General features: G+C 41.7%; 25 protein-coding genes. 19 read left to right on the top strand and 6 right to left on the bottom strand.

Features of this window, described 5'->3' with window-relative positions; translation table 11 throughout:
• The first annotated feature begins 95 nt into the window (after positions 1–95).
• From FPL27_RS16990 to sdaAA, 4 genes are all read left to right on the top strand, one after another.
• The gene (locus tag FPL27_RS16990; RefSeq protein ID WP_143962424.1) at positions 96–644 is read left to right on the top strand and encodes an RNA polymerase sigma factor; all 549 of its coding nucleotides are present in this window, start codon (positions 96–98) and stop codon (positions 642–644) included.
• Positions 625–2,007 (top strand): outer membrane beta-barrel protein, encoded by a 1,383-nt coding sequence (locus FPL27_RS16985; RefSeq protein WP_143962423.1) that lies wholly within the window; start codon positions 625–627, stop codon positions 2,005–2,007. Before FPL27_RS16990 ends, FPL27_RS16985 begins: the two co-directional genes overlap by 20 nt.
• A 15-nt stretch (positions 2,008–2,022) precedes the next feature.
• Positions 2,023–2,994: an FKBP-type peptidyl-prolyl cis-trans isomerase gene (locus FPL27_RS16980; RefSeq protein ID WP_143962422.1), complete on the top strand. Its 972-nt coding sequence runs from the start codon at positions 2,023–2,025 to the stop codon at positions 2,992–2,994.
• 197 nt (positions 2,995–3,191) lie between these two features.
• Positions 3,192–4,100 carry an L-serine ammonia-lyase, iron-sulfur-dependent, subunit alpha gene (gene sdaAA / locus FPL27_RS16975; protein WP_143962421.1) on the top strand — a complete coding sequence of 303 codons (909 nt, stop codon included), beginning with the start codon at positions 3,192–3,194 and terminating at the stop codon, positions 4,098–4,100.
• Here sdaAA and FPL27_RS16970 read toward each other — a convergent pair.
• The 4 genes from FPL27_RS16970 to FPL27_RS16955 all read right to left on the bottom strand — a co-directional run bounded on the left by FPL27_RS16970 (position 4,024) and on the right by FPL27_RS16955 (position 7,479).
• Positions 4,024–4,551, bottom strand: coding sequence for a hypothetical protein (locus FPL27_RS16970; protein ID WP_185974408.1), 528 nt, complete (start codon positions 4,549–4,551; stop codon positions 4,024–4,026). The two genes, sdaAA and FPL27_RS16970, sit on opposite strands and share 77 nt — an antisense overlap.
• Positions 4,548–5,477: a calcium/sodium antiporter gene (locus tag FPL27_RS16965; RefSeq protein ID WP_143962420.1), complete on the bottom strand. Its 930-nt coding sequence runs from the start codon at positions 5,475–5,477 to the stop codon at positions 4,548–4,550. Before FPL27_RS16965 ends, FPL27_RS16970 begins: the two co-directional genes overlap by 4 nt.
• Positions 5,478–5,479: 2 nt before the next feature.
• The gene (upp, locus tag FPL27_RS16960) at positions 5,480–6,124 is read right to left on the bottom strand and encodes a uracil phosphoribosyltransferase (RefSeq protein WP_143962419.1); all 645 of its coding nucleotides are present in this window, start codon (positions 6,122–6,124) and stop codon (positions 5,480–5,482) included.
• 71 nt (positions 6,125–6,195) lie between these two features.
• The gene (locus tag FPL27_RS16955) at positions 6,196–7,479 is read right to left on the bottom strand and encodes an OmpA family protein (RefSeq protein WP_143962418.1); all 1,284 of its coding nucleotides are present in this window, start codon (positions 7,477–7,479) and stop codon (positions 6,196–6,198) included.
• 176 nt (positions 7,480–7,655) lie between these two features.
• Here FPL27_RS16955 and FPL27_RS16950 point away from each other — a divergent pair, with 176 nt between their 5' ends.
• From FPL27_RS16950 to FPL27_RS16905, 10 genes are all read left to right on the top strand, one after another.
• Positions 7,656–8,564 carry a M20/M25/M40 family metallo-hydrolase gene (locus tag FPL27_RS16950; protein ID WP_143962417.1) on the top strand — a complete coding sequence of 303 codons (909 nt, stop codon included), beginning with the start codon at positions 7,656–7,658 and terminating at the stop codon, positions 8,562–8,564.
• A gap of 91 nt (positions 8,565–8,655) precedes the next feature.
• Complete coding sequence (gene hpt / locus FPL27_RS16945; RefSeq protein ID WP_143962416.1) at positions 8,656–9,186, top strand: hypoxanthine phosphoribosyltransferase; 531 nt, start codon at positions 8,656–8,658, stop codon at positions 9,184–9,186.
• A gap of 41 nt (positions 9,187–9,227) precedes the next feature.
• Entirely contained in the window at positions 9,228–9,800 is a 573-nt protein-coding gene (locus FPL27_RS16940; protein WP_143962415.1) for an adenylate kinase, read from the top strand.
• An 84-nt stretch (positions 9,801–9,884) separates the two neighbouring features.
• On the top strand, positions 9,885–10,877 hold the full coding sequence (obgE, locus tag FPL27_RS16935) for a GTPase ObgE (RefSeq protein ID WP_143962764.1): 993 nt from the start codon (positions 9,885–9,887) through the stop codon (positions 10,875–10,877).
• 75 nt (positions 10,878–10,952) lie between these two features.
• The gene (locus FPL27_RS16930) at positions 10,953–11,540 is read left to right on the top strand and encodes a nucleotide exchange factor GrpE (RefSeq protein WP_143962414.1); all 588 of its coding nucleotides are present in this window, start codon (positions 10,953–10,955) and stop codon (positions 11,538–11,540) included.
• Positions 11,541–11,544: 4 nt separating this feature from the next.
• On the top strand, positions 11,545–12,657 hold the full coding sequence (gene dnaJ, locus FPL27_RS16925) for a molecular chaperone DnaJ (protein WP_143962413.1): 1,113 nt from the start codon (positions 11,545–11,547) through the stop codon (positions 12,655–12,657).
• An 80-nt stretch (positions 12,658–12,737) separates the two neighbouring features.
• The gene (locus FPL27_RS16920) at positions 12,738–13,625 is read left to right on the top strand and encodes a DUF4097 family beta strand repeat-containing protein (protein WP_143962412.1); all 888 of its coding nucleotides are present in this window, start codon (positions 12,738–12,740) and stop codon (positions 13,623–13,625) included.
• 39 nt (positions 13,626–13,664) lie between these two features.
• A complete protein-coding gene (locus tag FPL27_RS16915) occupies positions 13,665–14,024 on the top strand; it encodes a DUF6717 family protein (protein ID WP_143962411.1) in 360 nt (119 codons plus the stop codon).
• A gap of 2 nt (positions 14,025–14,026) precedes the next feature.
• A complete protein-coding gene (locus tag FPL27_RS16910) occupies positions 14,027–14,932 on the top strand; it encodes an ABC transporter ATP-binding protein (protein WP_143962410.1) in 906 nt (301 codons plus the stop codon).
• A complete protein-coding gene (locus tag FPL27_RS16905) occupies positions 14,925–16,235 on the top strand; it encodes an ABC transporter permease (RefSeq protein WP_143962409.1) in 1,311 nt (436 codons plus the stop codon). The genes FPL27_RS16910 and FPL27_RS16905 overlap by 8 nt, the downstream gene beginning before the upstream one ends.
• A 50-nt stretch (positions 16,236–16,285) precedes the next feature.
• Here FPL27_RS16905 and FPL27_RS16900 read toward each other — a convergent pair whose 3' ends face one another.
• Complete coding sequence (locus FPL27_RS16900; RefSeq protein WP_143962408.1) at positions 16,286–16,756, bottom strand: Dps family protein; 471 nt, start codon at positions 16,754–16,756, stop codon at positions 16,286–16,288.
• Between the two features lie 153 nt (positions 16,757–16,909).
• On the opposite strand from FPL27_RS16900, the gene FPL27_RS16895 reads away from it, so the two are divergent.
• Both FPL27_RS16895 and FPL27_RS16890 read left to right on the top strand, forming a co-directional pair.
• Positions 16,910–18,115, top strand: a complete 1,206-nt coding sequence (locus tag FPL27_RS16895) for a sensor histidine kinase (protein WP_143962407.1) — start codon at positions 16,910–16,912, stop codon at positions 18,113–18,115.
• A gap of 65 nt (positions 18,116–18,180) precedes the next feature.
• A complete protein-coding gene (locus tag FPL27_RS16890) occupies positions 18,181–19,761 on the top strand; it encodes a peptide chain release factor 3 (protein WP_143962406.1) in 1,581 nt (526 codons plus the stop codon).
• Positions 19,762–19,871: 110 nt separating this feature from the next.
• Here the strand turns inward: FPL27_RS16890 and FPL27_RS16885 are convergent, their stop codons facing one another.
• Positions 19,872–20,816: a YihY/virulence factor BrkB family protein gene (locus FPL27_RS16885; RefSeq protein ID WP_143962405.1), complete on the bottom strand. Its 945-nt coding sequence runs from the start codon at positions 20,814–20,816 to the stop codon at positions 19,872–19,874.
• Between the two features lie 185 nt (positions 20,817–21,001).
• Here FPL27_RS16885 and FPL27_RS16880 point away from each other — a divergent pair, with 185 nt between their 5' ends.
• From FPL27_RS16880 to FPL27_RS16870, 3 genes are read left to right on the top strand one after another with little or no spacing between them, the layout of a single operon-like run.
• Positions 21,002–21,736, top strand: coding sequence for an RluA family pseudouridine synthase (locus FPL27_RS16880; protein WP_143962404.1), 735 nt, complete (start codon positions 21,002–21,004; stop codon positions 21,734–21,736).
• 21 nt (positions 21,737–21,757) lie between these two features.
• Positions 21,758–22,612 carry a TraB/GumN family protein gene (locus FPL27_RS16875; protein ID WP_143962403.1) on the top strand — a complete coding sequence of 285 codons (855 nt, stop codon included), beginning with the start codon at positions 21,758–21,760 and terminating at the stop codon, positions 22,610–22,612.
• A gap of 44 nt (positions 22,613–22,656) precedes the next feature.
• Positions 22,657–23,127 carry a SixA phosphatase family protein gene (locus tag FPL27_RS16870; RefSeq protein ID WP_185974407.1) on the top strand — a complete coding sequence of 157 codons (471 nt, stop codon included), beginning with the start codon at positions 22,657–22,659 and terminating at the stop codon, positions 23,125–23,127.
• The last annotated feature ends 19 nt before the right edge of the window (positions 23,128–23,146 follow it).

Below are 23,146 nucleotides of genomic sequence, written 5' to 3'. Positions count from 1 at the left end.
GAAAGGATTGTGAATCAATCCTTTCTTTTTTTGATAATATTGTAGCACTCTCCCAGAGTACCTCGTCTTAGTAGAAGTTGGAAAATTACGGCAGTTTGGAGCAACATTTAATCAAGGAAGCAAAAAGCGGAAATGCAGCAGCGATAGAAAAGCTTTACAGGCATTTCTATGGCTATGCCATGAGCGTTGCCCTTCGATATACCAATACCCGTGATGAAGCCTGCGAGGTAGTTAACGACAGTTACCTCAAAGCTTTCAACAAACTGGACCAATATTCCACAGGAAGCAGCTTCAAGGGCTGGTTTCGCAGGATAATCATCAATACATCCATTGACAATTACCGCAAGAACCAAAAGCATTACGCTGTGCTGGAAATTGATAAGGCTGCCGCGGAATCTTATGATTCGGATGCTGTGGATGATCTGACCAAGGAGGAAATATTGGGGATGCTTCGCGAATTGCCGGAAATACTGAGAATCGTATTCAATATGTATGAGATTGAAGGCTTTTCGCATAAGGAAATTGGAGAAGAGCTGGGTTTTCCTAGCAGTTCCTCCAGAACCTATCTGGCTAGAGCCAAGCAGAAATTGAGAGAAAAATTTATAGCATTAAATGAAATAAGGGATGAAGGAGCAGTTCGATAAACGACTGGCGGCGAAAATAAAAGCCTCCTTCGATGATTATCACGAGGAGGCGGATCCCAAGGAATGGGAGAAGTTTTCTGATGCCTTTTTCGATAAGCCAAAAACAAAAAAAGTTTTGTTCTGGCCATGGTTAGTAGCAGGTTTGGCTGCCGCATGTATGGTGTTGGGTGTTTTCCTTTTGCCTGAAATGGGAGTAAATGATCAGCCGGCTATAGTGGCAGAAAATGTAAGCCCTAAAGCGAATGAGCCAAAACCAACTCAAAAGAGCGATGTAGAGGAAGATGCTCAGCAGCAAGAGCTGGAGACCGTTCCTGCTGAAACACAACATAAACCTTCTCCTCGAAAGGTTGAACCAAAGGTGAATAACAATCCAATAGCTCCACTGGTGGCAGAAGCGGAAACTTTCACACCAATTGAAGCGGAACCATTTATGCCTCTTGAGACGGGTAACCTTCCACAACTTGGAAGCTTCGAAATGCCTGATAAATCATTGGCAATGGGTGAGGTTGTAGAAAGGGCAAATCCTGACTTACAGAATAATTTGGCAACCACTATTGTTGTAATAGCAGATAAAGAAGACAAGCAGGCTGATAACCTGATGACCGAACAGGAGGCAAAAAGAAAATTGCAGGATTGGTCTATGGCCGATGCCGCGGAATTGGAGAAAAAGAAAAATACGAATCAAATGAGGCTTGGCGTGCTGGTAGCCCCCCAGTCAAACTCCAATACCAGCATGGGGCTTAACCTGGGTGCTGGGGTGATGTCTGAGATTCCTTTAAGTAAACGGCTAAAAGTGGATGTGGGAGTAACGTATGCCCGGCAAAGTATGGTGCCTCAGCAAAATCAGCAATTGATGGAAGTAAGTGCAGCTTATACCAGGAATGCCATGGGGCCTCAAGGTGTTTCGAGCGCCATGACGCTATCTTCGGCAAGTGCTTCGGTTCCGGCTACGAGGAGTTATGAGCTGACTATTGCCAATCTGGATATACCTATCAATTTGAAATATAAAGTATTGGACAGGCCACAAGCGGGTCTATATGTGATTAGTGGCCTTTCGAGCATGGTTTATCTCAACCAGACCACGGTAGAGAGCTATTCTCAGCCAAGTTTTGGATTCGGTCCCCAGACCAATGCGGTAGATGCAGTAATTTCGAATGAGCTGACACCGGACGGGGGAGAAGGAGGAGTGGATTTGGGCCGCATGCTTAACTTGTCCTTCGGCTATGAGCATAACCTGACCAACGGGACCTTCCTGTCAATAGAACCTTTCTACAAAATGCCACTTGGAAACATGACCTTTATCGATCAGCAGTTTTCCATCGGGGGTATCAACTTGAGGATGAATTTCCAATTCAGAAAATAAATTAACAATAACTATATGAATGCTATTTTGAAAACAGTGACCGCTGCGGTAGTCGGCTTGGGGATGAGCTCCTGTCTTAGTCCAATGGAAAATGAAGTGGATAAGATTTGGGAAAGGGATGAGGCTTTGTTGAAAGCTTATATGGAGTCAAATAATATTGAGGCCACCAAAACGCAAGTGGGCTATTATTATACTAAAGAATTGGAAAATGATGGTGCCCCACAGATTACCAATAATTCAATTGTAGGTATCTATTATAGAATCAAAACCTTAGATGGCAAAATCGTGGATTCACATTCACCTGAGGATGGAGACCCACTTATTTTCTTGCATGGTGAAGCCGGAATGGTCCCTAGAGTTCTCAACTTTGTGGCCGGATTGGCAAGTGAGGGTGAGATTTTGAATGTGTATGCTCCATCCCATTTGGCCTATGGAGAGTATCAGTATCAACAATTGATCCTACCCAATAGTAATTTAGATATCCGGGTTGAATTTGCCAATGTCTATACCAAAGAGGAGGTGGCTGAGATAGAAGATCAGCGGATTCAGCAGTATCTCGCGCAAAATTCTATAGAGGGTTTTGAAAAGCATGAAAGTGGGGCTTATATAAAAGTGTTTGAGCAGGGGGATGCGGATGGTAAGGTAGTTGCATCCGGAGATCGTGTCACTGTCAATTATAAGATTTATGAACTGAGCGATCCGGAGCACTTCGGTAAAGGAGAAGCAGAAAATGGAAGCTTTGCTTACCGTGTGGGAGTTCCGGACAACTTGAAGTTTTTGGATTTAAGCGTAAAAGGTTTTACAACAAATACTCATCTCGAAATCATTGCACCTTCACAATTGGCTTATGGCGCAAGTACACAGGTTATTCCCCATACTATCAGAGAGGACCTTTTTAAAAGGGAGTTGATTTTGGATAGAGTTAGACCTTTTGAACCTATTCGCTTTAACACAACGATAAAAAAGGTAGAACGAAACGCGGATTAAGCTTGGGTGTTGCTAGCCTAGCGACAGGCAGTAGATTTTCTGGAAACCTCGGTCATAATTGATCGGGGTTTTTTGTTTTAAGCCAGGCATGCTGAAACAGTATAATTTTAATTAAGTTTGTATAAAGAATCAGGCTTTGGAATTCCTTACCGAAATGTAAGGTTTTAAAAGTAACGATCATCTAAACCCAAAATAACATGAGTTTTCTTTTTGAAACATTCAAGGGCTGGAAGGCCTATTGTGAAGATAAAAATGTCCCCCTTTATCAACCCGTGATTGAGTATGAGGTAGAGCAAAAGAACAAGGAGGAAAATGCTATACGTGCTGGGATTCTCCAAGCTTACCAAGTGATGAGGGAAGCGGTGGATACTGGGCTTCGTGAAGAAATGACCAGTAGATCAGGAATGATCAACAATGGGGCTAAAAAAGTTTATAATCATAAATTGGCAGTTTTATCCCCTGAATTTCAAAAGCTAATTTCCCGGGCTTTGGCCGCTAAAGAGGTCAACAGTTGTATGGGCAGAGTTGTGGCAGCGCCTACTGCAGGAGCGTCGGGAATTCTGCCTGGGACCCTTTACACCCTTCAGGAAATTCATGATCTCCCGGATGAGTCAATAGTCGAAGGATTATTGGTGGGTGCAGGTATTGCTTTGATCATTGAGCAAAATGCGAGTTTGGCAGGTGCTGTTGGAGGTTGTCAAGCGGAAACCGGATCTGCTGCAGCAATGGCGGCCGGTGCGATGGTTTTTTGTCTGGGAGGATCAATCGAGCAGGTATTTAACGCTGTGGGAATTACCATCCAATGTATGTTGGGCTTGGTCTGTGACCCCGTTGCAGGATTAGTGGAAATCCCTTGTGTGGTGAGAAATGCCAGTGCAGCGGCTATCGCTAACTCTTCTGCTCAAATTGCATTAGCAGATGTGGATGCCGTAATACCGGTGGATGAGTGTGTGGAAGCAATGGGAGAAATAGGCGCGAGCATGGAAAACAAATACAAGGAAACAGCTTTGGGAGGACTAGCTGCCACTCTTACAGGACAGCAAATTGCCAAGCGGGTATTGATTCAAGATATTGAAATTCTCCCAGATGAAGAGCTGCCTGAGTAAGGTAAGGCCTCAATACAGGAATTTGCAGAAGCAAATCTAGACAGGATGAAAAGAAAGTAGCCCAGAGTATACTGCTTGCAAACATATAGATGAAAATTTTCTTTTTCTTTATCCCAAATGAGTTCATTATTATAGTTCCTCCAATCGGGGTAAGTATTAAAGGAGTAATGGCTGCTACCCCGATGGCACCGAAATTTCGCCATACCTTGACTATTCTTCTGTTATTTTTGGTGAAGAGTTTTCTTTGGGGATTAAAGATTCTCTGATACCTAACTCTTAACCTCTGCCCAAGATAGGTAAAGCCTACCACACTGCTCATCATTCCTGCAACGGTAACAGTGACCATTTCGAATATAGAGAAGCCCGCAGCAGTACCTAAAACTGGCCCTGCGATAAATTTGAACAAGCAGAAAAAGTAAATGGTCAAATAAGTCAGGATATACTCTATCATATAAGTAAGGCGATATAAAAAATATATCCACCCACTAGTAGCGCCCCTTCCCATCTGGAGATCCTAAGTTTAGTCAGGATAATAGGTAGTAATACTATGGTAAACCCTAACATCCAAATGAAGTCATTTGTCAGAAATATCTGAGAAACCTCAATAGGGCTCACTATGGCGGTGATGCCGATGATGGCCAGGATATTCATCATATTGCTGCCAAGGATGTTGCCCAAGGCTATGTCTGTATGTTTTTTCAAAGCCGCCATTACTGAGGTGACCAACTCAGGAAGACTAGTGCCGATCGCAATGATGGTCACCCCGATCACGCGATCACTTATGCCGAAGGTCTGGGCGATTACTATGCTGTTTTCCACAAAAAGATCAGAACCCCAGTATAGGCCGGCAATTCCCAACAAAATTAGCCCTATAGATTTCCAAATGGATGCCTCTCTGATTTTGACCATATCTAGGTCATCGGGATCTTCAGGGATTCTTTCTATTTTTTTAAAAAAGTAGAAATTGACCAAAATCAGTAAAGTGACCAAAATAATCCCTTCGAAATAGGAAATGATTCCGTTGATGGCTAATAGATAGAATAGAATACTGACCACCAAAGTGAAGACATAATCCAACTTGATGACTGACCTTGGAAGTGATATGGGAAAGATTATGGCACTGGTGCCTAGCACCAATGAAATGTTGGATATATTGGAACCGATGACATTGCCCAATGCAATGTCACTATTGCCTTTGAGGGCGGCGGAGACACTTACCAAGAGCTCAGGTGCCGAGGTGCCAAATGAAACAACTGTCAGGCCGATTAGCCCTGGGCTAAGACCAAGTTTACCGGCGATAGCCGAAGCTCCATCTACCAGATATTTTCCTCCTAATAATAGGATTAGGAGGCCAACCAATAAAAATAAGTAAACCATTCTTAGAGCTTTTGTCCAAAGGCTAAGTCCCCGGCATCGCCCAATCCTGGAACGATGTAGGATTTTTCATTCAATTTTTCATCCAGAGCGCAAAGCCAGAACTCATGAGGGAGGTCAAGATTTTGCTTTACATGCTCAATGCCCTCCGGGGCTGCGATAGCTGCTATGATATGAAGTTTTTTAGGGGTGCCGTTAGCCAAAAGATGATTGATACTAGTGAGGAGAGAACCGCCAGTGGCGAGCATGGGGTCTACGATCAAGACCTCCTTACCCTCAATGGATGGAGCGGCTATGTAATCCAGGTCAATTTTTAAACTCTGTCCTTCAATTTCTTTTCTGTATGCTCCTATGAAACCGCTGTCAGCCTCGTCAAAGTAATTGAGGATTCCCTGGTAGAAAGGGATGGCAGCTCTCATAACTGAGATGATTACAGGATTATCCTTTAGCTTTTTTGCTTCTGTATCCTCCAAAGGGGTTGAGATAGTATGAGTTACAAAAGGGAGATTTTTGGAAACTTCATAAGCCATGATTTCACCCAAGCGCTCGAGGTTACGCCGAAATCGCATCCTGTCCTGCTGTCTGTTAACATTGCGTAGATCCGCCAAAAACTGGTTGGCAATGGAGGTGGTCTGGTTTAATATAAACATTGGTACTAAGTATTTGAACAAAAAAAAACCCGATCAGCAAAGATCGGGTTTAATTTTCTTATTTCAATAGCTTATTGAACTTCGAAGCTTACTCTTCTAGCCATTTGACGAGCATCAGCAGACTTCTTGTCTACGCTAGTGTCTTCGCCATAACCTTTGTAAGTCAATCTTGAAGCATCAATACCTGTAGCGATCAATAGATCGTAAACAGACTTAGCTCTTCTTTCAGATAGTCTCTGGTTGTAGTTTTCTGGACCGATTTCGTCAGCGTAACCTTTCAACTCAACACTAACACCTGGGTTTCTCTTCATGAAGTTAGCTACATAGTTAGCAGCAGAAGAAGAGTATCCTAGTGGCTTAGCGCTGTCGAATGCGAAGTATACGTTCACATAACCATCGTTGATCGCTTGCTTGAAGAAGTCAGTTTCTCTGTCTTCGTCATCTTCAACTGGACATCCTTGGTTAGAAGCAGGACCAGGTACGAATGGACACTCATCCAAGTGATCAGGGATACCGTCACCGTCAGAGTCCAAAGTTCTACCGAATGCATCTACTCTAGCGCCAGCTGGAGTGTTAGGCTCCTTATCAAGGTAGTCAGGGATACCGTCACCATCAGAGTCTTTCAACATGTCTCTGATTTCACCGATTTGAGTAGCTAATTCTTCCTTAGTAGCATACTTGTCTGCAGCTACGTACCAGTCAGCGTGAGTAGAGTTACCACCTAGGTAGAATGAAAGACCTAGAGTACCAGTCCACCAAGTTGCTTTTGGTCCGTAGTAGCTGAAGTGCTCAGGAGTGATTGCAGAAGCACCATCGAAAGCCACATCTTGACGACCGTTTGCAATAGCGGTGATGTCACCGTTAAGGGCAATTCTGTCGCTCAATCTGATTTGACCGGTGATACCTGCCATCAAGTTGTACACGTTGTCCTGAAAATCAGCATGTAGGTTCTGCTGAGGAGTAATTCTACCGATACCAGCACCGGCGTGACCCAATAGATTGAATCGACGAGAGAAAGTCTCCCAGTTCATCATTCTACCCAGGTTAACCACCCCTTGGAGGTTTAATCTGTAGTAATTAGTCTCAAACTCAGGATTGTTGTCCTGGCTTGCTTCAGCGAATCTTCCGAAACCATAATCTAGTTTCGCACCAAATTTCTCATTGAACATGTACCTGACGCCAACGTCACCATGTCCAAGGTTAAGGATAGGAGAATAATAGCCTGGCGTCATTGGCGTCATAGCTTTATTGAACCCACCGTTAACATCGATCGACCACTTGTTAAAGTCGTCCTGGGCATTAGCTCCAACTGCTAAAGCACCAGCCATTAATGTAGATAGTAATAACTTTTTCATGATAAAAAATTTTTTTCCAAAATTAAGTGTTTAATTGATTTAATTCCAAACTTGTTTACTTGTAACTGTATGCAAATGTAAATTTTTTATTTAGAACGTAAAACTTTCTATGAAATGTTTTTTACGTAGGTTTGTGCTAAGTTTTTGAAAATGATTTGGTCATAAATAATGCCAATATGGAAATTTTGAGGGAATTGCTCCAAATTCAGGGGGTTTCGGGTGAAGAATCTACCATTTCTAAGTTCATTCTGGGTTGGGTGTCTAAACGAAAAGAAAACTGGAAGGTTTCACCTGAAATATACTTTGGGGACGAATTGCAGGACTGTATCGTCCTAAAATTCGGTAATCCGCGCACTGCTGTGTTTGCTCATATGGACACTATTGGGTTTACGGTTAGATATGAAAATCAATTAGTTACTGTCGGTGGGCCCGAGGCTGAAGACGGGTTTGAGCTGGTAGGAAAAGATTCTTTAGGTCCAATTCAATGTAAAATAAAAAAAAATAATGGGCAGTTATTTTATGATCTCCCTCGAGCTATAGAAAGAGGAACAAATCTCTCCTTCAAGCAAAATATCCGAGTGGACGAGGAATTTATCCAAGCCGCTTACTTGGACAACAGGCTTGGAGTCTATAATGCGATGAAGTTGTGTGAGACTTTGGAGGATGGTGTTGTGGTTTTTTCCACCTACGAAGAGCATCATGGAGGGAGCATGCCTTTTCTACTACGCTTTATATACGAGAAGTGGCAGATCCGTCAGTCCCTAATCTCCGACATCACCTGGGTGACTGAAGGTGTTCATCATCATCAAGGGGTAGCCATCTCTTTGAGAGATAGAAATATTCCTCGTAAATGCTATATAGATAGGATCCTTGAACTGGCTGCCCAAAGCGGAATCCCCCACCAACTCGAAGTAGAGGGGATGGGGAGTAGTGATGGCCGTGAAGTTCAGATGAGTCCATATCCCATGGATTGGTGTTTTGTGGGGGCCCCTGAAGATAACGTTCACTCGCCGGATGAAAAAGTATCCCTGCATGATCTGGACTGCATGCTGCAGATGTACCGTTATTTGATGAAACACCTTTAAATGTATGCTGGTTTAGCAAGAAATATGTCGAGGGGGTGCCATTTTTTTATATATTTGTACCGCCCTGTCCTAGGGGATTTTTAATTAAGATATGGTAGAAGTTAAAGATAAGCAGTTTGTTCCCTACCTATCCGAAGCTGAACTATCGCAACGGATTGCTACTCTGGGTGCAAAAATAAATAAGGATTTTCAGGGAAAAGAACCGATTTTGCTCGGAATACTTAACGGAGCATTTATGTTTATTTCCGATTTAGCCAAAGCCATCGAAATCCCTGTTGAAATTCAATTTATTAAAGTGGCTTCTTATGAAGCTACTTCATCAACTGGGGAGGTTAAAAACCTGATTGGCCTAAATGTTGATTTAGAAGGCAGGGAAGTTATCGTGGTGGAGGATATCGTGGATACAGGATTAAGCATGAAGTATATATTAGGGCTGATTGCTGATCGAAATCCGAGCAAAGTTTCTATCGCTACCCTTTTACTGAAGCCAGAAGCATTGAAAGAACCATTGGAGATAGACTATGTGGGCTTTGAGATACCCAACAAGTTTGTAGTCGGCTACGGCTTAGATTATGATGGGTTTGGGAGGAATCTGAAGGAAATTTACCAATTGAAGGAATAATTATTAAATAAAAATATTGATCGCTACATAATTTTGTTGTTATGCTAAACATAGTATTATTCGGCCCTCCAGGTGCAGGAAAAGGTACTCAAAGTGAAAAACTGATTGCCAAATACAATTTGACCCACCTTTCCACCGGGGATCTTTTTAGGGCGCATCTTGGTCAAGGGACCGAGTTAGGCCAAACGGCCAGAAAATATATGGATGAGGGCCGACTGGTTCCCGATGAAGTCGTGATCGGCATGGTTGACGACAAGATCAAAAACAGCCAAGATAGCAATGGTTTTATCTTTGACGGCTTTCCCCGTACGGTGGCCCAGGCTCGAGCTTTGGACACCGTACTTGATGAAAAAGGAATGTCTATCTCCGGTATGATAGCTTTGGATGTGCCTGAAGAAGTGCTCAAAGAAAGGATCCGTGAAAGAGGGAAGACTTCAGGCCGAGTAGATGACCAGGATGAAGAGAAAATCAAAACCAGAATTCAGGTTTATCTGGATGAGACTTTGCCGGTGGCCACCTATTATAAAGGTCAAGAGAAACTCACTAAGATCCATGGCGTAGGTGAGATCAATGAGATCTTTGAAAACATCTGCAAAGTGATTGATTCTTATTAATCGACGAATTTTCATAACTTTGTAACCCAATTGGCTAAGCTGCATTGCTTGGCCAATTTTGTTTTATCAAAATCAAAAGAAGCTGTGGCGGATTCCAATTTTATAGATTATGTGAAGTTTTGTTCCAGATCTGGAGCAGGAGGTTCAGGCTCTGTTCATTTTAGAAGAGAGAAGCACGTGCCCAAGGGTGGTCCTGACGGTGGTGATGGTGGCCGTGGTGGACACATTATTTTACGAGGCAATGCCCAACATTGGACGCTGCTTCACTTAAAGTATAAAAAACATGTGATCGCGGAAGCCGGAAAAGGTGGAGAAGGAGGTAGAAGGAAAGGAGCTGATGGCAAGGATATCATCTTGGAGGTCCCATTGGGGACATTAGCCAAGGATGCCGAAACTAAAGAAGTCCGCTGTGAGATCACAGAAGATGGGCAAGAAGTTGTCTTGACCCGAGGGGGGAGAGGGGGCCTTGGAAATGACCACTTTAAATCGGCGACCAACCAGGCTCCTCACTATGCACAGCCTGGTGAAGAAGGTGTCGAGGAATGGATCATTTTGGAACTTAAACTGCTGGCTGATGTTGGTTTGGTTGGATTTCCTAATGCAGGAAAATCCACTTTGCTGTCAAGTATTTCAGCTGCAAAACCAGAAATTGGTGACTATCCATTCACCACCTTGGTTCCCAACTTGGGTGTGGTTGGTTACAGGGATGACAAGTCTTTTGTGATGGCTGACATTCCAGGGATAATTGAGGGTGCTGCAGAAGGGCGTGGACTTGGGATCAGATTTCTACGTCATATAGAAAGGAACTCGATACTCTTGTTTATGGTCCCAGCTGATGCTGACAATATCAAAAAGGAATATGATATTTTGCTTAATGAGCTGAAGAAATACAATCCTGAGTTATTGGACAAGAAACGATTACTGGCAATATCCAAAGCTGATATGCTGGATGAAGAGCTGATTGAGGAGATGAAAAAAGAACTGCCGGAAAACGTGCCATCCCTGTTTATTTCATCGGTCAGTCAGCACAATCTGGACAAATTGAAAGATTTGATATGGCAAGCGATCATGGAATAATGCCAGTTTGTCAGTTTTAAGGGAATGGCAAACATATTGAGTTTTATCAGAAAGCTTTTGAATACCAATAAGATTATGGCTGAAAAAGAAAATTTAGAGAAGGACGAAATGACTAAGACCCAAGAGACCTCCGAGGAGCAAATTGAGGAGACACAAGATGTCAAGGCCCAGGAAAATGCTGAGAGCCAACCAGAAGTGAAGGAGGATTTAAGCCAGGAGGAGAAATTGAAAATTGAACTAGCAGAATTGAAGGACAAGCATTTGCGCCTTTATTCGGAATTTGAAAATTACAGAAGAAGAACAAGCAAGGAAAGGTTGGATTTGATCAAAACCGCTTCTGAAGATGTCTTGAAGGACATTATTCCTGTAGTGGATGATTTTGAACGAGCCATTAAAGCCTCAGAGAAAGAAGAGGCTGTAGAAACTGTGAAAGAAGGCAATCTTCTTATTTATAACAAACTTTTGAAGATTTTGGAATCCAAAGGCCTTAAGCCAATGGAGGATGTGGTTGGAAATGCTTTTGATGCCGACCAGCAGGAAGCCATCACACAAATACCTGCCCCATCGGAAGAGATGAAAGGGAAAGTGATTGATGTAATTGAAAAAGGATATACCCTTGGTGACAAAGTTGTCAGATATGCCAAGGTGGTAATTGGATCATAATATTATGACTAAAAGAGATTATTACGAAGTATTAGGGGTTAACAAGACCGCCAGTCAGGATGAGATAAAGAAGGCCTATCGTAAAATGGCCATCAAATATCATCCTGACAAAAATCCGGATGACCCAGAGGCAGAGGAAAAATTTAAAGAGGCAGCTGAAGCCTACGAAGTTTTGAGTAATCAGGACAAAAGGCAGCGCTACGACCAGTTTGGTCACCAAGGAGTCAGCGGTAACGGCGGATTCGGCGGTGGCGGAATGAACATGGACGACATCTTCTCTCAGTTTGGGGATATTTTTGGAGGTGGAGGTTTTGAGTCATTCTTTGGCGGTGGCGGTGGCCGAGGCGGAAGAAGGGCTAAGAAAGGTACTAATCTTCGGGTAAAGCTTAAACTGACTTTAAAAGAAGTAGCAAACGGTGTAGAGAAAAAGATCAAGGTCAAGCGTCATGTCCTGGCTGATGGGGTGACATTCAAAACCTGTAGCACTTGTCAAGGTTCCGGTCAGATCAAAAAGGTGGTGAATACCATGCTGGGTCAGATGGTTTCAGCAAGCACTTGCCCTAGCTGTGGCGGCAACGGTCAGATCGTAGATAAGAAGCCAGCCAATGCGGATGCAAAGGGTTTGGTGATCAAAGAAGAGATTATTCCTATTAACATTCCGGGAGGTGTGGCTGACAGTATGCAATTGAGCATGTCAGGTAAAGGTAACGAAACACCAGGTGGTATTCCGGGTGATCTTTTGATCGTGATTGAGGAAATCGAAGATGAGTTGCTTCAGCGTGATGGGAATAATGTGGTGTACAACCTCTATGTAAGCTTTATTGACGCTGCATTAGGGGCTCAGATTGAAGTTCCTACCATTGACGGAAAGGTTAAGATAAAACTTGATCCAGGCACTCAAAGCGGAAAAGTATTGAGACTGAAAGGTAAAGGAATCAAAGATCTTAATGGTTATGCAAAAGGCGACCAACTTATATACGTAAACGTATGGACACCTACTCAACTTACCAAAGAGGAGAGAATGGCGTTGGAAAACCTGAGAACATCGCAAAATTTCATTCCAGATCCAGGAAAAACAGAGAAGAATTTCTTTGATAAAATGAAGGAATTCTTTTAAGATTCTAATAAGCCGGGCAATTGTCCGGCTTTTTTCTATTTAAAACAAACCTTTTTACTTGCTCTCCGTAATTTATCCGTATGTTGAGAAAAGTATGTTTGTTGGTTTGGACAATTTGGGCTTTTCATGCAGAATCAAATGCCCAGATTTCAAAGGATTTCGTAGTAGAGGAAAGGAGTGGTTTCAACGTAGTCAAATTGGATTTTGCCTCGTATAAAGGTATTTCCCATATCCAGAGAGATCATTCCGGTCATCCGCTGAGCATCCAGGCCAATCTAGCCAAAGTCAACATATTGCCAACTTTTTCCCATTCCATAGAAGACAACATCCTTTTTGCTTCCCTTGACCATGCTAACGTGGAGTCTGAAAACCTGGGTAAAAGCCTCTCTTCTCGACTTTTTTCCAACACCAATGATGATTTTGACCATGAATGGATAGTTGGGCTGAACTCCAATTTTATGTATGACCTTGACTTCTATTTTGGAATTGGCAAGGCAATACTTGATCTTTCCAATATCAACGTGGCAAATTGTAAGGTGAAAACTGCCACAGCAGACGTTTCTCTCAAATATGGTAGGAGAGCCCCCAATCCTATTAGTATGGACACCATGTCAGTGATTATAAATATGGGAAATGTAGATGTTCAGAACCTCAATTTTTCCAATGCTAAGCATATGATATTCGATGTGAACTATGGGAAAGTAAACCTGTCATTTAACGGAGAAATGCCCCAAGCTAGCCACCTCAAAGCGTCAGTTGGTGCTGGAAGCGTCTTCATAGAACTGCCTGACCAATCCTTGCCTTACAAGGTGAAAGTGAAAAGCACCGCCATGTGTAGAACATCCATTCCTTCCTATCTCCGCGAGGTGGGTAGCAAAACCTATGTCAGCAAGGGCTTTTCAGAGAATGCCAAGAACCTGATGATTATTGAAATTGATGTTTCTGTAGGATCGGTGGCACTCAAATAAATTTGAGAGATCGGAGGCCGAGGACCGGAGACCTTGAAAATGAGAGAACCACTTATAGTAGGCATATTGGAATTTTATAAAGAATCAGAGGGAAGATGGTATGTCGATTTGCCTGATTGGCAAGGTTCCAAAGCGGAACTTGAATTGGTGTGTGGGGCCGATACTTTTTTGGACATGCTTGCAGGGGAGAAGGCCGAAGTTAAAGTACACGTGTCTCTGGATAAATTGAATAATTGTGCCAAACTATCACTTTTAAATATTGTTGAGGAAGGTGGAGCCGACTATTTCGTAGAGGAACTTCAGGGAAAGAAAATTAACCATGAAATGTGGTTATGTCCTGTTACGGAATTTGTTTTCGGGTATTATCCTAATGAAATTTATATGAGAAAGATTAATTGATCATGTCCAATATTCTTGAGGTTCAATCCTTATTCAAATATTACGGCGACAAAGCCGCATTGAACGATGTTTCTCTGGCAGTTCCGAAAGGGAAGGTGTTTGGTTTGCTGGGCCCCAATGGGGCGGGTAAGACTACCCTAATTAGAATAATTAACCAAATCATCGATGCCGATTCTGGCGAAATCCGGATCAAGGGTGAAAAACTCAAAGCAGACCACATCAAACTTATAGGCTACCTTCCTGAAGAAAGAGGGCTGTATAAGAAAATGAAGGTGGGGGAGCAGTTGCTTTATTTTGCCCAATTAAAAGGTCTGAGTAATTCTGAAGCCAAGAAGAAAGTAAGAGCCTGGATGGACAAATTGGAAATATGGGAGTGGCGGGAGAAAAGAATCGAGGATTTGTCAAAAGGCATGGCCCAAAAGATTCAGTTTATAGCGACCGTGATTCACGAACCTGAATTGCTAATATTGGATGAACCCTTTTCAGGATTTGACCCTGTAAATGCTGAACTTATCAAGAATGAAATTCTGGAATTAAAGCAAAAGGGGGTTTCGGTAATTCTTTCTACCCATAGAATGGAGTCGGTCGAGTTGCTTTGTGACCATATTGCGATGATCAACAAGAGCCGAAAGGTGCTGGATGGGAGCATTGTGGATATTAGGCAGCAGTCCAAAACCAACCTATATCATTTAAAAATATATAGTCAAGCGTCTACCTTTCCGCCAACCTGGCAAAGAGTGGAGGGGAATTTTGGCTATGATAAATTTTTGATCCAGCTTAACGGACATACTACCAACCAGGTGATTGAAGAAGCTATTCGGTTTGGGGATATATTAGGGTTTGAAGAAGTGATCCCGAGTATAGGCGATATTTTTATACAACGCGCAAAAGACACAGATCATGAATAAGATATTTTTGGTGATCAAAAGAGAGTATTTGGCTAGAGTGAAAAAGAAATCGTTTCTGCTGGCCACTTTGCTCACTCCACTTATATTTCCCACCATATTAGGATTGTTTCTTTGGATTGCCATGTCCGAAAGAGATTCTGAATCCTTGAGGATAATTGAGGTGATAGATGAATCCAATCAATTCAGACTGGAAAGCTCAGGGCAATATGCTTTTTCTTTTTCTGATAGAGACAGAGAGGAAGCTAAAGAAATGGTCAAGAGCGGGGAGAGGTACGGTGCGCTATACATTCCGCCTATAGATCTGGAAAAGCCTTTGGGAATCGTTTATTATTCTGAAAAGAATCCCAGTATGACTTTGATCGGGAATTTGGAAAGCGCCCTGAAGCGAAAGATTGAGGAAATAAGGCTGTATAATTCCGGTATCGACCCCGAAGTAATTTCAGGCCTCCGCACCAGCGTAAATATCAGGGCTATCACCCTAGATAATGCGGGAGAGGAAAAGATGACAAATGCCATGGTCAATTATGCTTTGGGTTTTATTACCGGTATTTTGATTTACATGTTCATTTTCATTTATGGTAACCAAATCATGCAGGGGGTGATTGAGGAGAAATCCAGCAGAATAATCGAGATCTTGGTCAGTTCACTCCGGCCCTTCCAATTGATGACCGGCAAGATTATCGGGATAGGGGCAGTGGGATTGACACAATTCCTCATCTGGATTATTCTGATATCGGCGATTTCCACCTTAGTGATGGGGTATTTCGGTATGCAAATGCCCCAACAGCAAGCCCTAGAACTTGCCAATCCTGAAGCAGGTAAAATGATGGAGGCCTCTACTACAGATATGGGACAGTATATGCAGGTTATTCAGGATATCAATTTTGTTAAATTAGTTTTGACCTTTATCTTTTACTTTATTGGGGGATACCTATTATATGGGGCATTTTTTGCTGCCATCGGTGCGGCGGTAGATACACCATCAGATGCCCAGCAGTTTATGTTTCCTGTGACAATTCCTTTACTGGTCGCTTATTTTGGACTTTTTATTTTCGTATTGGATGATCCAAATAGCAATATTTCATTTTGGCTTTCCATTATTCCATTTACCTCTCCGATTGCGATGATGGGAAGGGCGAGTTATGGGGTTCCATTTTTTGACTTAGCCTTATCTATGGGTTTGTTGATTATTGGATTTCTCTTCACTACTTGGCTCGCGGGCAAAATTTACCGTATTGGGATCCTTGTTCATGGTACCAAGGTTAATTACCGCACCCTATGGAGATGGGTGAAAACAGCCTAAAAAAAAGCAGCCGGTCTATTTCGGCTGCTTTAATTTTTAAAAATAGTTTATTATTTCAGGTAAGCTGAAAGCATCCACACCACTTTTTCCTTGGCAGTGATGTATTCGCTCATTAAAGCTACAGTACCTTCATCTTCTTTCTCACCTGCAGTGGCAAGAACATCTCTTTCGATCTTCAACAAAGTATTGAGGTTTTCCCTAACAATTTCCACCATCTGCTTGGGATCTGTGATCTCCATGGCTTCTTTTATTTCTGCGTGTTGGATATATTCTGAAAAAGAAGACAATGGTCTTTCTCCTAAAGTAAGAATGCGCTCAGCGGTCTCATCAATTGCTCCAATGGCGGAGTTATAAAGTTCTTCGAACTTGTTGTGCAGCTCAAAGAAGTTGGGTCCGCTTACATTCCAGTGGAAATTGCGTAGATTTTGGTAATATATCTCATAATTGGCCAGCAGGCTGTTTAGCTTTTCGGTCAAAACCTTACTTTCTTTAACTTGTAGTCCAATATCGTTGGTTTTCATATGGTGATTTATTTTGGTTTTTCTTAATTTACCACAAGTTATAAAAATACCTAAAATAGGTCAAACTGTTAATTTCTATTCGAAATAGATAATAACTATCAGTAAGCAGAGTTATTAAACCAGTTTCTACATTGTGTTGCGTATTCCCCTTTTATGAAAAATAGATTTCAGGATCTCAAATCCATTGACCTTTATCAAAATCGCGGTAAGGTGAAATGGATCATTTTTATTGTCTCCATTATCATAAGTATAGGTTCCATATATTATACAGACCTTTTGGTAGTGGAATTGAAGGAAAGGGAAAAACGCCAAGTAGATCTCTTTGCTAGTGCTATTGAGTATGCTGCTAGTGGGGATGATAATCTTACTTGGATCTACCAAGAGATTATAGTAGAAAACACCAGTATTCCTGTAATAATAGCAGATGCTCTAGGAGATCCTTATGAGCACAAAAACATTAAACTCCCTCCAAAAAGTACTGATAGCGAAATACAGGAGCAGCTGAGGTTGGAGCTACTCAGAATGAAAGCCGAATATGAGCCTATAATGGCTACTGAGGAAGTTTTTATTTACTACCGTAATTCTGAATTGCTTAGAAGATTGCAATTTTACCCATATGTTCAACTTTCCGTTATCCTCGTGTTTGGATTGCTGGCCTACACCGTATTTAATCAGTCAAAGATAGCTGAGCAGAATCGGGTTTGGGCAGGTTTGACGAAAGAGACAGCCCACCAGTTAGGTACTCCACTAGCCTCTTTAATGGCCTGGATCGAATACTTGAAAAACTCCCCAGTTTGGGAAGAAAACAAGGAGGTAATCGAGGAGATGGACAAGGATGTGATTAAACTGCGTATGGTGACGGAGAGGTTTAGTAACATCGGAAGCACGCCTGTCATCCAGCCGGAAAATGTATTTCAGGCTATTGAGGATACGGTAAACTATCTCCGCCCCCGCTTATCGAGCAAGGTGGAAATCAATCTTCTAGCTCCTGACCACAACATGATGGCAATGGTGAACAAGCCGTTGTTTGAATGGGTGGTGGAAAATATTTGTAAGAATGCTGTGGATGCCATGAAAGGCAGGGGAGGGATAACCATTCAGTTGCTTAGAGATGGCGATAAATTTGTTATTGTAGATATCACAGATACAGGTAAAGGCATGGAGAAAAGTATGTACAAAAGGGTGTTTAACCCTGGGTTTACTACTCGCCAAAGGGGATGGGGATTGGGACTTACTTTGGCCAAAAGAATCATGGAAGGCTACCATAAAGGGAAGATTTTTGTTAAAAATTCCGAATTGGGGAAGGGTACGACTTTTAGGATTATTTTACACGCAGCCGATACAGTTAAGGGTGATTAAGATTGTTTCCGATTTAAGGATAATAAGCTTACCTTTGCCCCCTGATTAATAGAATCCTACCAGAAATGAGCCTGACCAAAGAGATCCAAAAAAGAAGAACCTTCGCCATTATTGCTCACCCTGATGCCGGTAAAACTACTCTTACCGAGAAGCTTCTGCTTTTTGGGGGAGCCATCAAGACCGCCGGTGCGGTAAAATCAAATAAAATTGACACGGCGACCAAGTCTGACTGGATGGAGATCGAGAAACAAAGAGGTATCTCGGTGGCCACCTCGGTGATGGGATTTGAATACAAGGAGATCAAGATCAACCTTCTCGATACCCCGGGTCACCAAGATTTTGCAGAGGATACATATAGGACTTTGACGGCGGTGGATTCGGTGATCATGGTAATAGACTGTGTAAAGGGTGTGGAAATTCAGACAGAAAAGCTCATGGAAGTCTGTAGGATGAGAAATACCCCAGTGATTTGTTTTATCAACAAGCTGGATAGGGAAGGTAGAGATCCCTATGATTTGTTGGATGAGGTGGAGGAAAAACTTAATATCAAAGTACGTCCACTTTCCTGGCCAATAGGGATGGGGAAAAGCTTTAAAGGGGTTTATAACCTTTATGATAAAAAATTAAACTTATATACCCCAAGTCAGCGACAGCTAAGTGATGATCGGTTGGAGATTAAAGACTTGGAGGATAGTAAGCTAGTTGATAAAATCGGTCCTAACTATGCCGAGCAACTGCGTGAAGACGTAGAATTGATCGAGGGTGTGTACCCGGATTTTGATCCTAAGGAATATTTGGAGGGTAAAGTTGCACCTGTGTTTTTTGGTTCGGCCGTGAATAACTTTGGGGTGAATGAGATGTTGGATACTTTCATTAAGATTGCTCCAGGTCCAAAAAGCCGAAATACTGAAGATAGAGAAGTGGTGCCTGATGAGAAAAACTTTTCTGGGTTTGTGTTTAAGATTCACGCCAACATGGATCCGAATCACAGAAACCGAATTGCTTTCTTAAGAATTTGCTCTGGAAAGTTTGAAAGAAACAAACCTTATAACCAGGTGAGGGGGACTAAGCCTTTAAGGTTTTCTAATGTCACTTCCTTTATGGCACAAGACAAGGAAATTGTTGATGAGGCTTTTCCTGGTGATATTGTAGGTCTTTATGATACAGGAAACTTGAAAATCGGCGACACTCTTACCGATGGGGAGAACATGACCTTTAAAGGTATTCCAAGCTTCTCTCCCGAAATCTTCCGTGAGGTAATCAATAAGGACGCCATGAAAACCAAACAAATGGAAAAGGGGTTAAAGCAGTTGATGGAAGAGGGGGTGGCACAGTTGTTTACCTTTGAAATGGGATCAAGAAAGGTAATTGGTACCGTTGGTCAGCTTCAATTTGAAGTTATCCAATTCAGGTTAAAAAATGAATACAACGCTACGGTGGAATTTTCCCCGATGAACTTATACAAGGCTTGTTGGATAAGCAGTACGGATAAAAAAGCCCTCGATGAATTTGTGAGGTCGAAAAACCGTCACATTGCTAGAGACAAGGAAGGCAAACTGGTATTTATGGCTGAATCAAAATCATGGCTTCAAATGGTGCAGGACAATTATCCTGATATTGAATTCCACTTCACCTCTGAGTTTTAAATTTTACAGAGCCCAAAGGCTGGACCGACCTTAAATCTGATTTTAATCGTTCTGTATTTGTAGGAAGTAAAGTAAATATTTTAAGGGGCTAAGCGCCCCTTTTTTTGTTGTTATTCCTCATTTTCGTCTTCCTCATCATCATCTCCATACCGTATGTTTTTTTCATATTTTACGGCTATTGGCTTAGGTTTTATTTCCACCCCCCGATGGGTGGTATAAGCCTTGGTAATTTCACCACCAAGAAATAGAATTATGCTGCTGTAAAATATCCAAAGGAGGATGATTACGAGTGAACCTGCTGCAGCGTAATAATCGGCTATTTCTATTTCTGCTAAGATGAGGTTAATGACTTGCTTACCTATCATGAACAAAATAGAAGTGATGATTCCACCTGCCAAGGCATCCTGCCAAGGGATTTTTGCGTCAGGAAGAGCTTTGTGAATGGTAGTGAAGAACGTTAAGATAACAATAAAGTTAAAAAGCAAATTTAAGGCTGTGATAGTGTGATGGGAGTCCCCTGGAATGATACTTTGGAGCTCTGATCCCATTATCGATATGACTGTATCCATCATTAGACCGATCACTAATATTAACCCTAAGCCAATAACCATCAATAAGGTGATGGATCTATACTTGAGAAAGCGGAGATAGTTTACTTTTTTCTTTAAAGTAACTTGCCAGATTGAGTTGAGCGCTTTTTGAACGATGAAAAATATCATCGTCGCACTCTTGATGATCACTAGAACCCCGATCAGTATATACCAAAATCCGCTTGGGGTTTCCATGACATTCATCAAGACTTCTTCAACCTGCTCTGCGGCTTCCCGGCCAATGAATTCATCCGCTTGATTAAGGATCTCATCTTTGATGGTTTCCTCATCGAAGAAAAGTATGCCCACTAGTAAGATTACAATCAATATAGCGGGGAGGGAAAAAATTGTAAAAAAGGCTATCGCCGCGCAATAGACTATTGGTTCGTCTTCTTTTAAATATTTGACGGCAGTTTTAAGGATTTCCCAAGTATCCTTGATAGTCGTCATCAGTTTGTTCGACATAAATGCCCATTTAAGTTTAAAGGTTTAAGTAAAAACAGTCAGAATAGTACTTTGTTATTTATATAAAAATTTTAATAAATATTTAGCTTTTGTCAATAAAACAATTATCTTTGAGTATCCCGAATATTTGACACCCTAATTGACTTACTTTTTGGCTACCTTTGCCTTGAAAAAATTGCGTTAAAATGAGAAAACAGCCTTTTACGGTAGTATATGAAGATAACCACTTGTTGGTTGTAAATAAAGCAGCGGGAGTATTAGTTCAAGGAGATAAGACAGGAGATAAAACGCTGACCGATTATTGCAAAGAGTACATCAAATATAAATATGAAAAGCCAGGGGAGGTTTTTCTACATCCAGTGCACCGCTTGGATAGGCCAGTAAGTGGCCTAGTAGTATTTGCACGGACGAGCAAAGGCCTTGAAAGGATGATGGAGCTTTTCAGAAAGCGTGATATCCACAAAGTCTATTGGGCTATCGTAAAGAGGAAGCCGAAAGAGGAAATGGGTAAACTCACGCATTATTTGGTAAAAGATGAGAAGCGCAATACTGTGACTGCCCATGAGGAAGAGGTGCCTGGAAGCCAAAAGTCTGAACTTAACTACAAGCGATTAGGCAAGCTGAATGACCATTGGCTACTTGAGGTTAGACCAAAAACTGGTAGGCCACATCAAATTCGCGTGCAGTTAGCCTCAATGGGTTGCCCTATCAGAGGGGATCTCAAGTATGGATTTGCGAAGCCAAACAGTGATGCAAGCATTAATCTGCATGCTTTCCATTTGGTATTTGTGCATCCCATAAAAAACGAAAAATTATTTCTAAGAGCTGGATTGCCTACAGAGCCCTTTTGGGAACAATTCCTGGAATTTGAGGATGTAAAAGCTAAAGACCAGCACTTGGATAATACCTATAGTGGATAATTCACAATTTATCTTTCTCCAATGAAAAAAAATCTACTTTTATTTTTGGCGACCTTCGCAATTGTTTTTACAAGCCTTGCGCAGGATAAGGGACTTCTTTATGAAATCAGCGGTAATGGCCTAGAAAAGTCATCCTACCTATTTGGAACCATTCATATTATCTGTGAGGAGGATTTTGAGCTAAGTGATCAGGTTGTTCAAAAAGTTGCTGAATCTCAAAGTTTGGTGCTGGAAATTGATCTTGACGATCCCTCTATGATGCAGATTGTGTTTGCAAATATCAACAATCCTGATGGGGAAAAAATTACCGACTTCTTGGACGACGAAGAGTTTATCGCTACTAAAGATTTTCTTTTGGAAAATGCGGCTGTGGATATCTCGATGATGAAATCTATGCGACCATTCATGCTACTTTCCATGCTATATCCCAAAATGTTGGAATGTGAAACAAAGGCTTATGAAATTGAGCTTATGCAGATAGCTAAAGAAAATGAAAGAACAGTAGAGGGTTTGGAAACCATTCAGGACCAGTTGTCTGTATTTGAGCACATTCCATTAGAAGAGCAGTACAAAAATCTTTATGACTATGTTTCTGATTTTGAAAAGGGTAGAAGAGAGTTTAGAAAACTGATCGATACCTATAAAACAAAGGATGTGAATAAAATGGTAGAAATAGTGGGAGAGAGCCCTGAATACAAAAATTATCAGGATGTGATGCTACATAATCGAAATAAAAACTGGATAGAGCCCATGAAAAGCTTTATGGAAGAAGGCCAAAAGTTTTTTGCTGTTGGGGCCGGTCATTTGGGTGGAGAGCTTGGATTGCTTAATTTGCTTAGAAACGAAGGATATACAGTTACCGTAATCGAAGAGTAATGTTTAAAAAGTGCTTACCTTTCTTATTAATATTGAGTCTTTATTTGAATTTTTCTGTCTTTGGGCAGGCACAGGAAGATGAAAGAGCCATTTTTATAATCCGTCATGGAGAAAAACTTGCTGACAAAAATGATCCGGCCTTGTCTCCGGAAGGAGAGGCAAGGGCAGAAAGGCTAAAACCCATATTGAATGATAAGGATATCAATAAGGTTTACAGCTCGGATACCAAAAGGACCAGAAACACCATCATGCCATTTGCTGATGAAAGAGGTTTGGGAATTCAGCTTTATGATACCAATAAACATGGGGAAGTTGTAGCCAAACTACAGGAGGAAACTGATAATGTGGTTGTCATTGGCCACTCCAACACGATTCATCATTTGGTCAATTTATTGGTTGGTCATGAGATTATGGAAGAATTGGATGAATCAGATTACGAAAACATCTTCGTTGTATATATTACTGATCAAGGAGCCACGAGGTTGGATTCGAAGAAATTTAGTGATTTTGAGTAATTTGATGATCTGCGAATAA

It is taken from the genome of Litoribacter populi, assembly GCF_007483685.1.
GTDB classification, from domain to species: Bacteria; Bacteroidota; Bacteroidia; order Cytophagales; family Cyclobacteriaceae; genus Litoribacter; species Litoribacter populi.
This window is presented reverse-complemented; position numbering and strand designations above follow the sequence as displayed.

Excerpts from the sequence above, each read along its gene's own strand:
- FPL27_RS16985 (WP_143962423.1), top strand. The coding sequence starts at position 625 with ATGAAGGAGCAGTTCGATAAACGACTGGCGGCGAAAATAAAAGCCTCC.
- FPL27_RS16980 (WP_143962422.1), top strand. The coding sequence starts at position 2,023 with ATGAATGCTATTTTGAAAACAGTGACCGCTGCGGTAGTCGGCTTGGGG.
- sdaAA (WP_143962421.1), top strand. The coding sequence starts at position 3,192 with ATGAGTTTTCTTTTTGAAACATTCAAGGGCTGGAAGGCCTATTGTGAA.
- FPL27_RS16970 (WP_185974408.1), bottom strand. The coding sequence starts at position 4,551 with ATGATAGAGTATATCCTGACTTATTTGACCATTTACTTTTTCTGCTTG.
- FPL27_RS16965 (WP_143962420.1), bottom strand. The coding sequence starts at position 5,477 with ATGGTTTACTTATTTTTATTGGTTGGCCTCCTAATCCTATTATTAGGA.
- upp (WP_143962419.1), bottom strand. The coding sequence starts at position 6,124 with ATGTTTATATTAAACCAGACCACCTCCATTGCCAACCAGTTTTTGGCG.
- FPL27_RS16955 (WP_143962418.1), bottom strand. The coding sequence starts at position 7,479 with ATGAAAAAGTTATTACTATCTACATTAATGGCTGGTGCTTTAGCAGTT.
- FPL27_RS16950 (WP_143962417.1), top strand. The coding sequence starts at position 7,656 with ATGGAAATTTTGAGGGAATTGCTCCAAATTCAGGGGGTTTCGGGTGAA.
- hpt (WP_143962416.1), top strand. The coding sequence starts at position 8,656 with ATGGTAGAAGTTAAAGATAAGCAGTTTGTTCCCTACCTATCCGAAGCT.
- FPL27_RS16940 (WP_143962415.1), top strand. The coding sequence starts at position 9,228 with ATGCTAAACATAGTATTATTCGGCCCTCCAGGTGCAGGAAAAGGTACT.
- FPL27_RS16930 (WP_143962414.1), top strand. The coding sequence starts at position 10,953 with ATGGCTGAAAAAGAAAATTTAGAGAAGGACGAAATGACTAAGACCCAA.
- dnaJ (WP_143962413.1), top strand. The coding sequence starts at position 11,545 with ATGACTAAAAGAGATTATTACGAAGTATTAGGGGTTAACAAGACCGCC.
- FPL27_RS16920 (WP_143962412.1), top strand. The coding sequence starts at position 12,738 with ATGTTGAGAAAAGTATGTTTGTTGGTTTGGACAATTTGGGCTTTTCAT.
- FPL27_RS16915 (WP_143962411.1), top strand. The coding sequence starts at position 13,665 with ATGAGAGAACCACTTATAGTAGGCATATTGGAATTTTATAAAGAATCA.
- FPL27_RS16910 (WP_143962410.1), top strand. The coding sequence starts at position 14,027 with ATGTCCAATATTCTTGAGGTTCAATCCTTATTCAAATATTACGGCGAC.
- FPL27_RS16905 (WP_143962409.1), top strand. The coding sequence starts at position 14,925 with ATGAATAAGATATTTTTGGTGATCAAAAGAGAGTATTTGGCTAGAGTG.
- FPL27_RS16900 (WP_143962408.1), bottom strand. The coding sequence starts at position 16,756 with ATGAAAACCAACGATATTGGACTACAAGTTAAAGAAAGTAAGGTTTTG.
- FPL27_RS16895 (WP_143962407.1), top strand. The coding sequence starts at position 16,910 with ATGAAAAATAGATTTCAGGATCTCAAATCCATTGACCTTTATCAAAAT.
- FPL27_RS16890 (WP_143962406.1), top strand. The coding sequence starts at position 18,181 with ATGAGCCTGACCAAAGAGATCCAAAAAAGAAGAACCTTCGCCATTATT.
- FPL27_RS16885 (WP_143962405.1), bottom strand. The coding sequence starts at position 20,816 with ATGTCGAACAAACTGATGACGACTATCAAGGATACTTGGGAAATCCTT.
- FPL27_RS16880 (WP_143962404.1), top strand. The coding sequence starts at position 21,002 with ATGAGAAAACAGCCTTTTACGGTAGTATATGAAGATAACCACTTGTTG.
- FPL27_RS16875 (WP_143962403.1), top strand. The coding sequence starts at position 21,758 with ATGAAAAAAAATCTACTTTTATTTTTGGCGACCTTCGCAATTGTTTTT.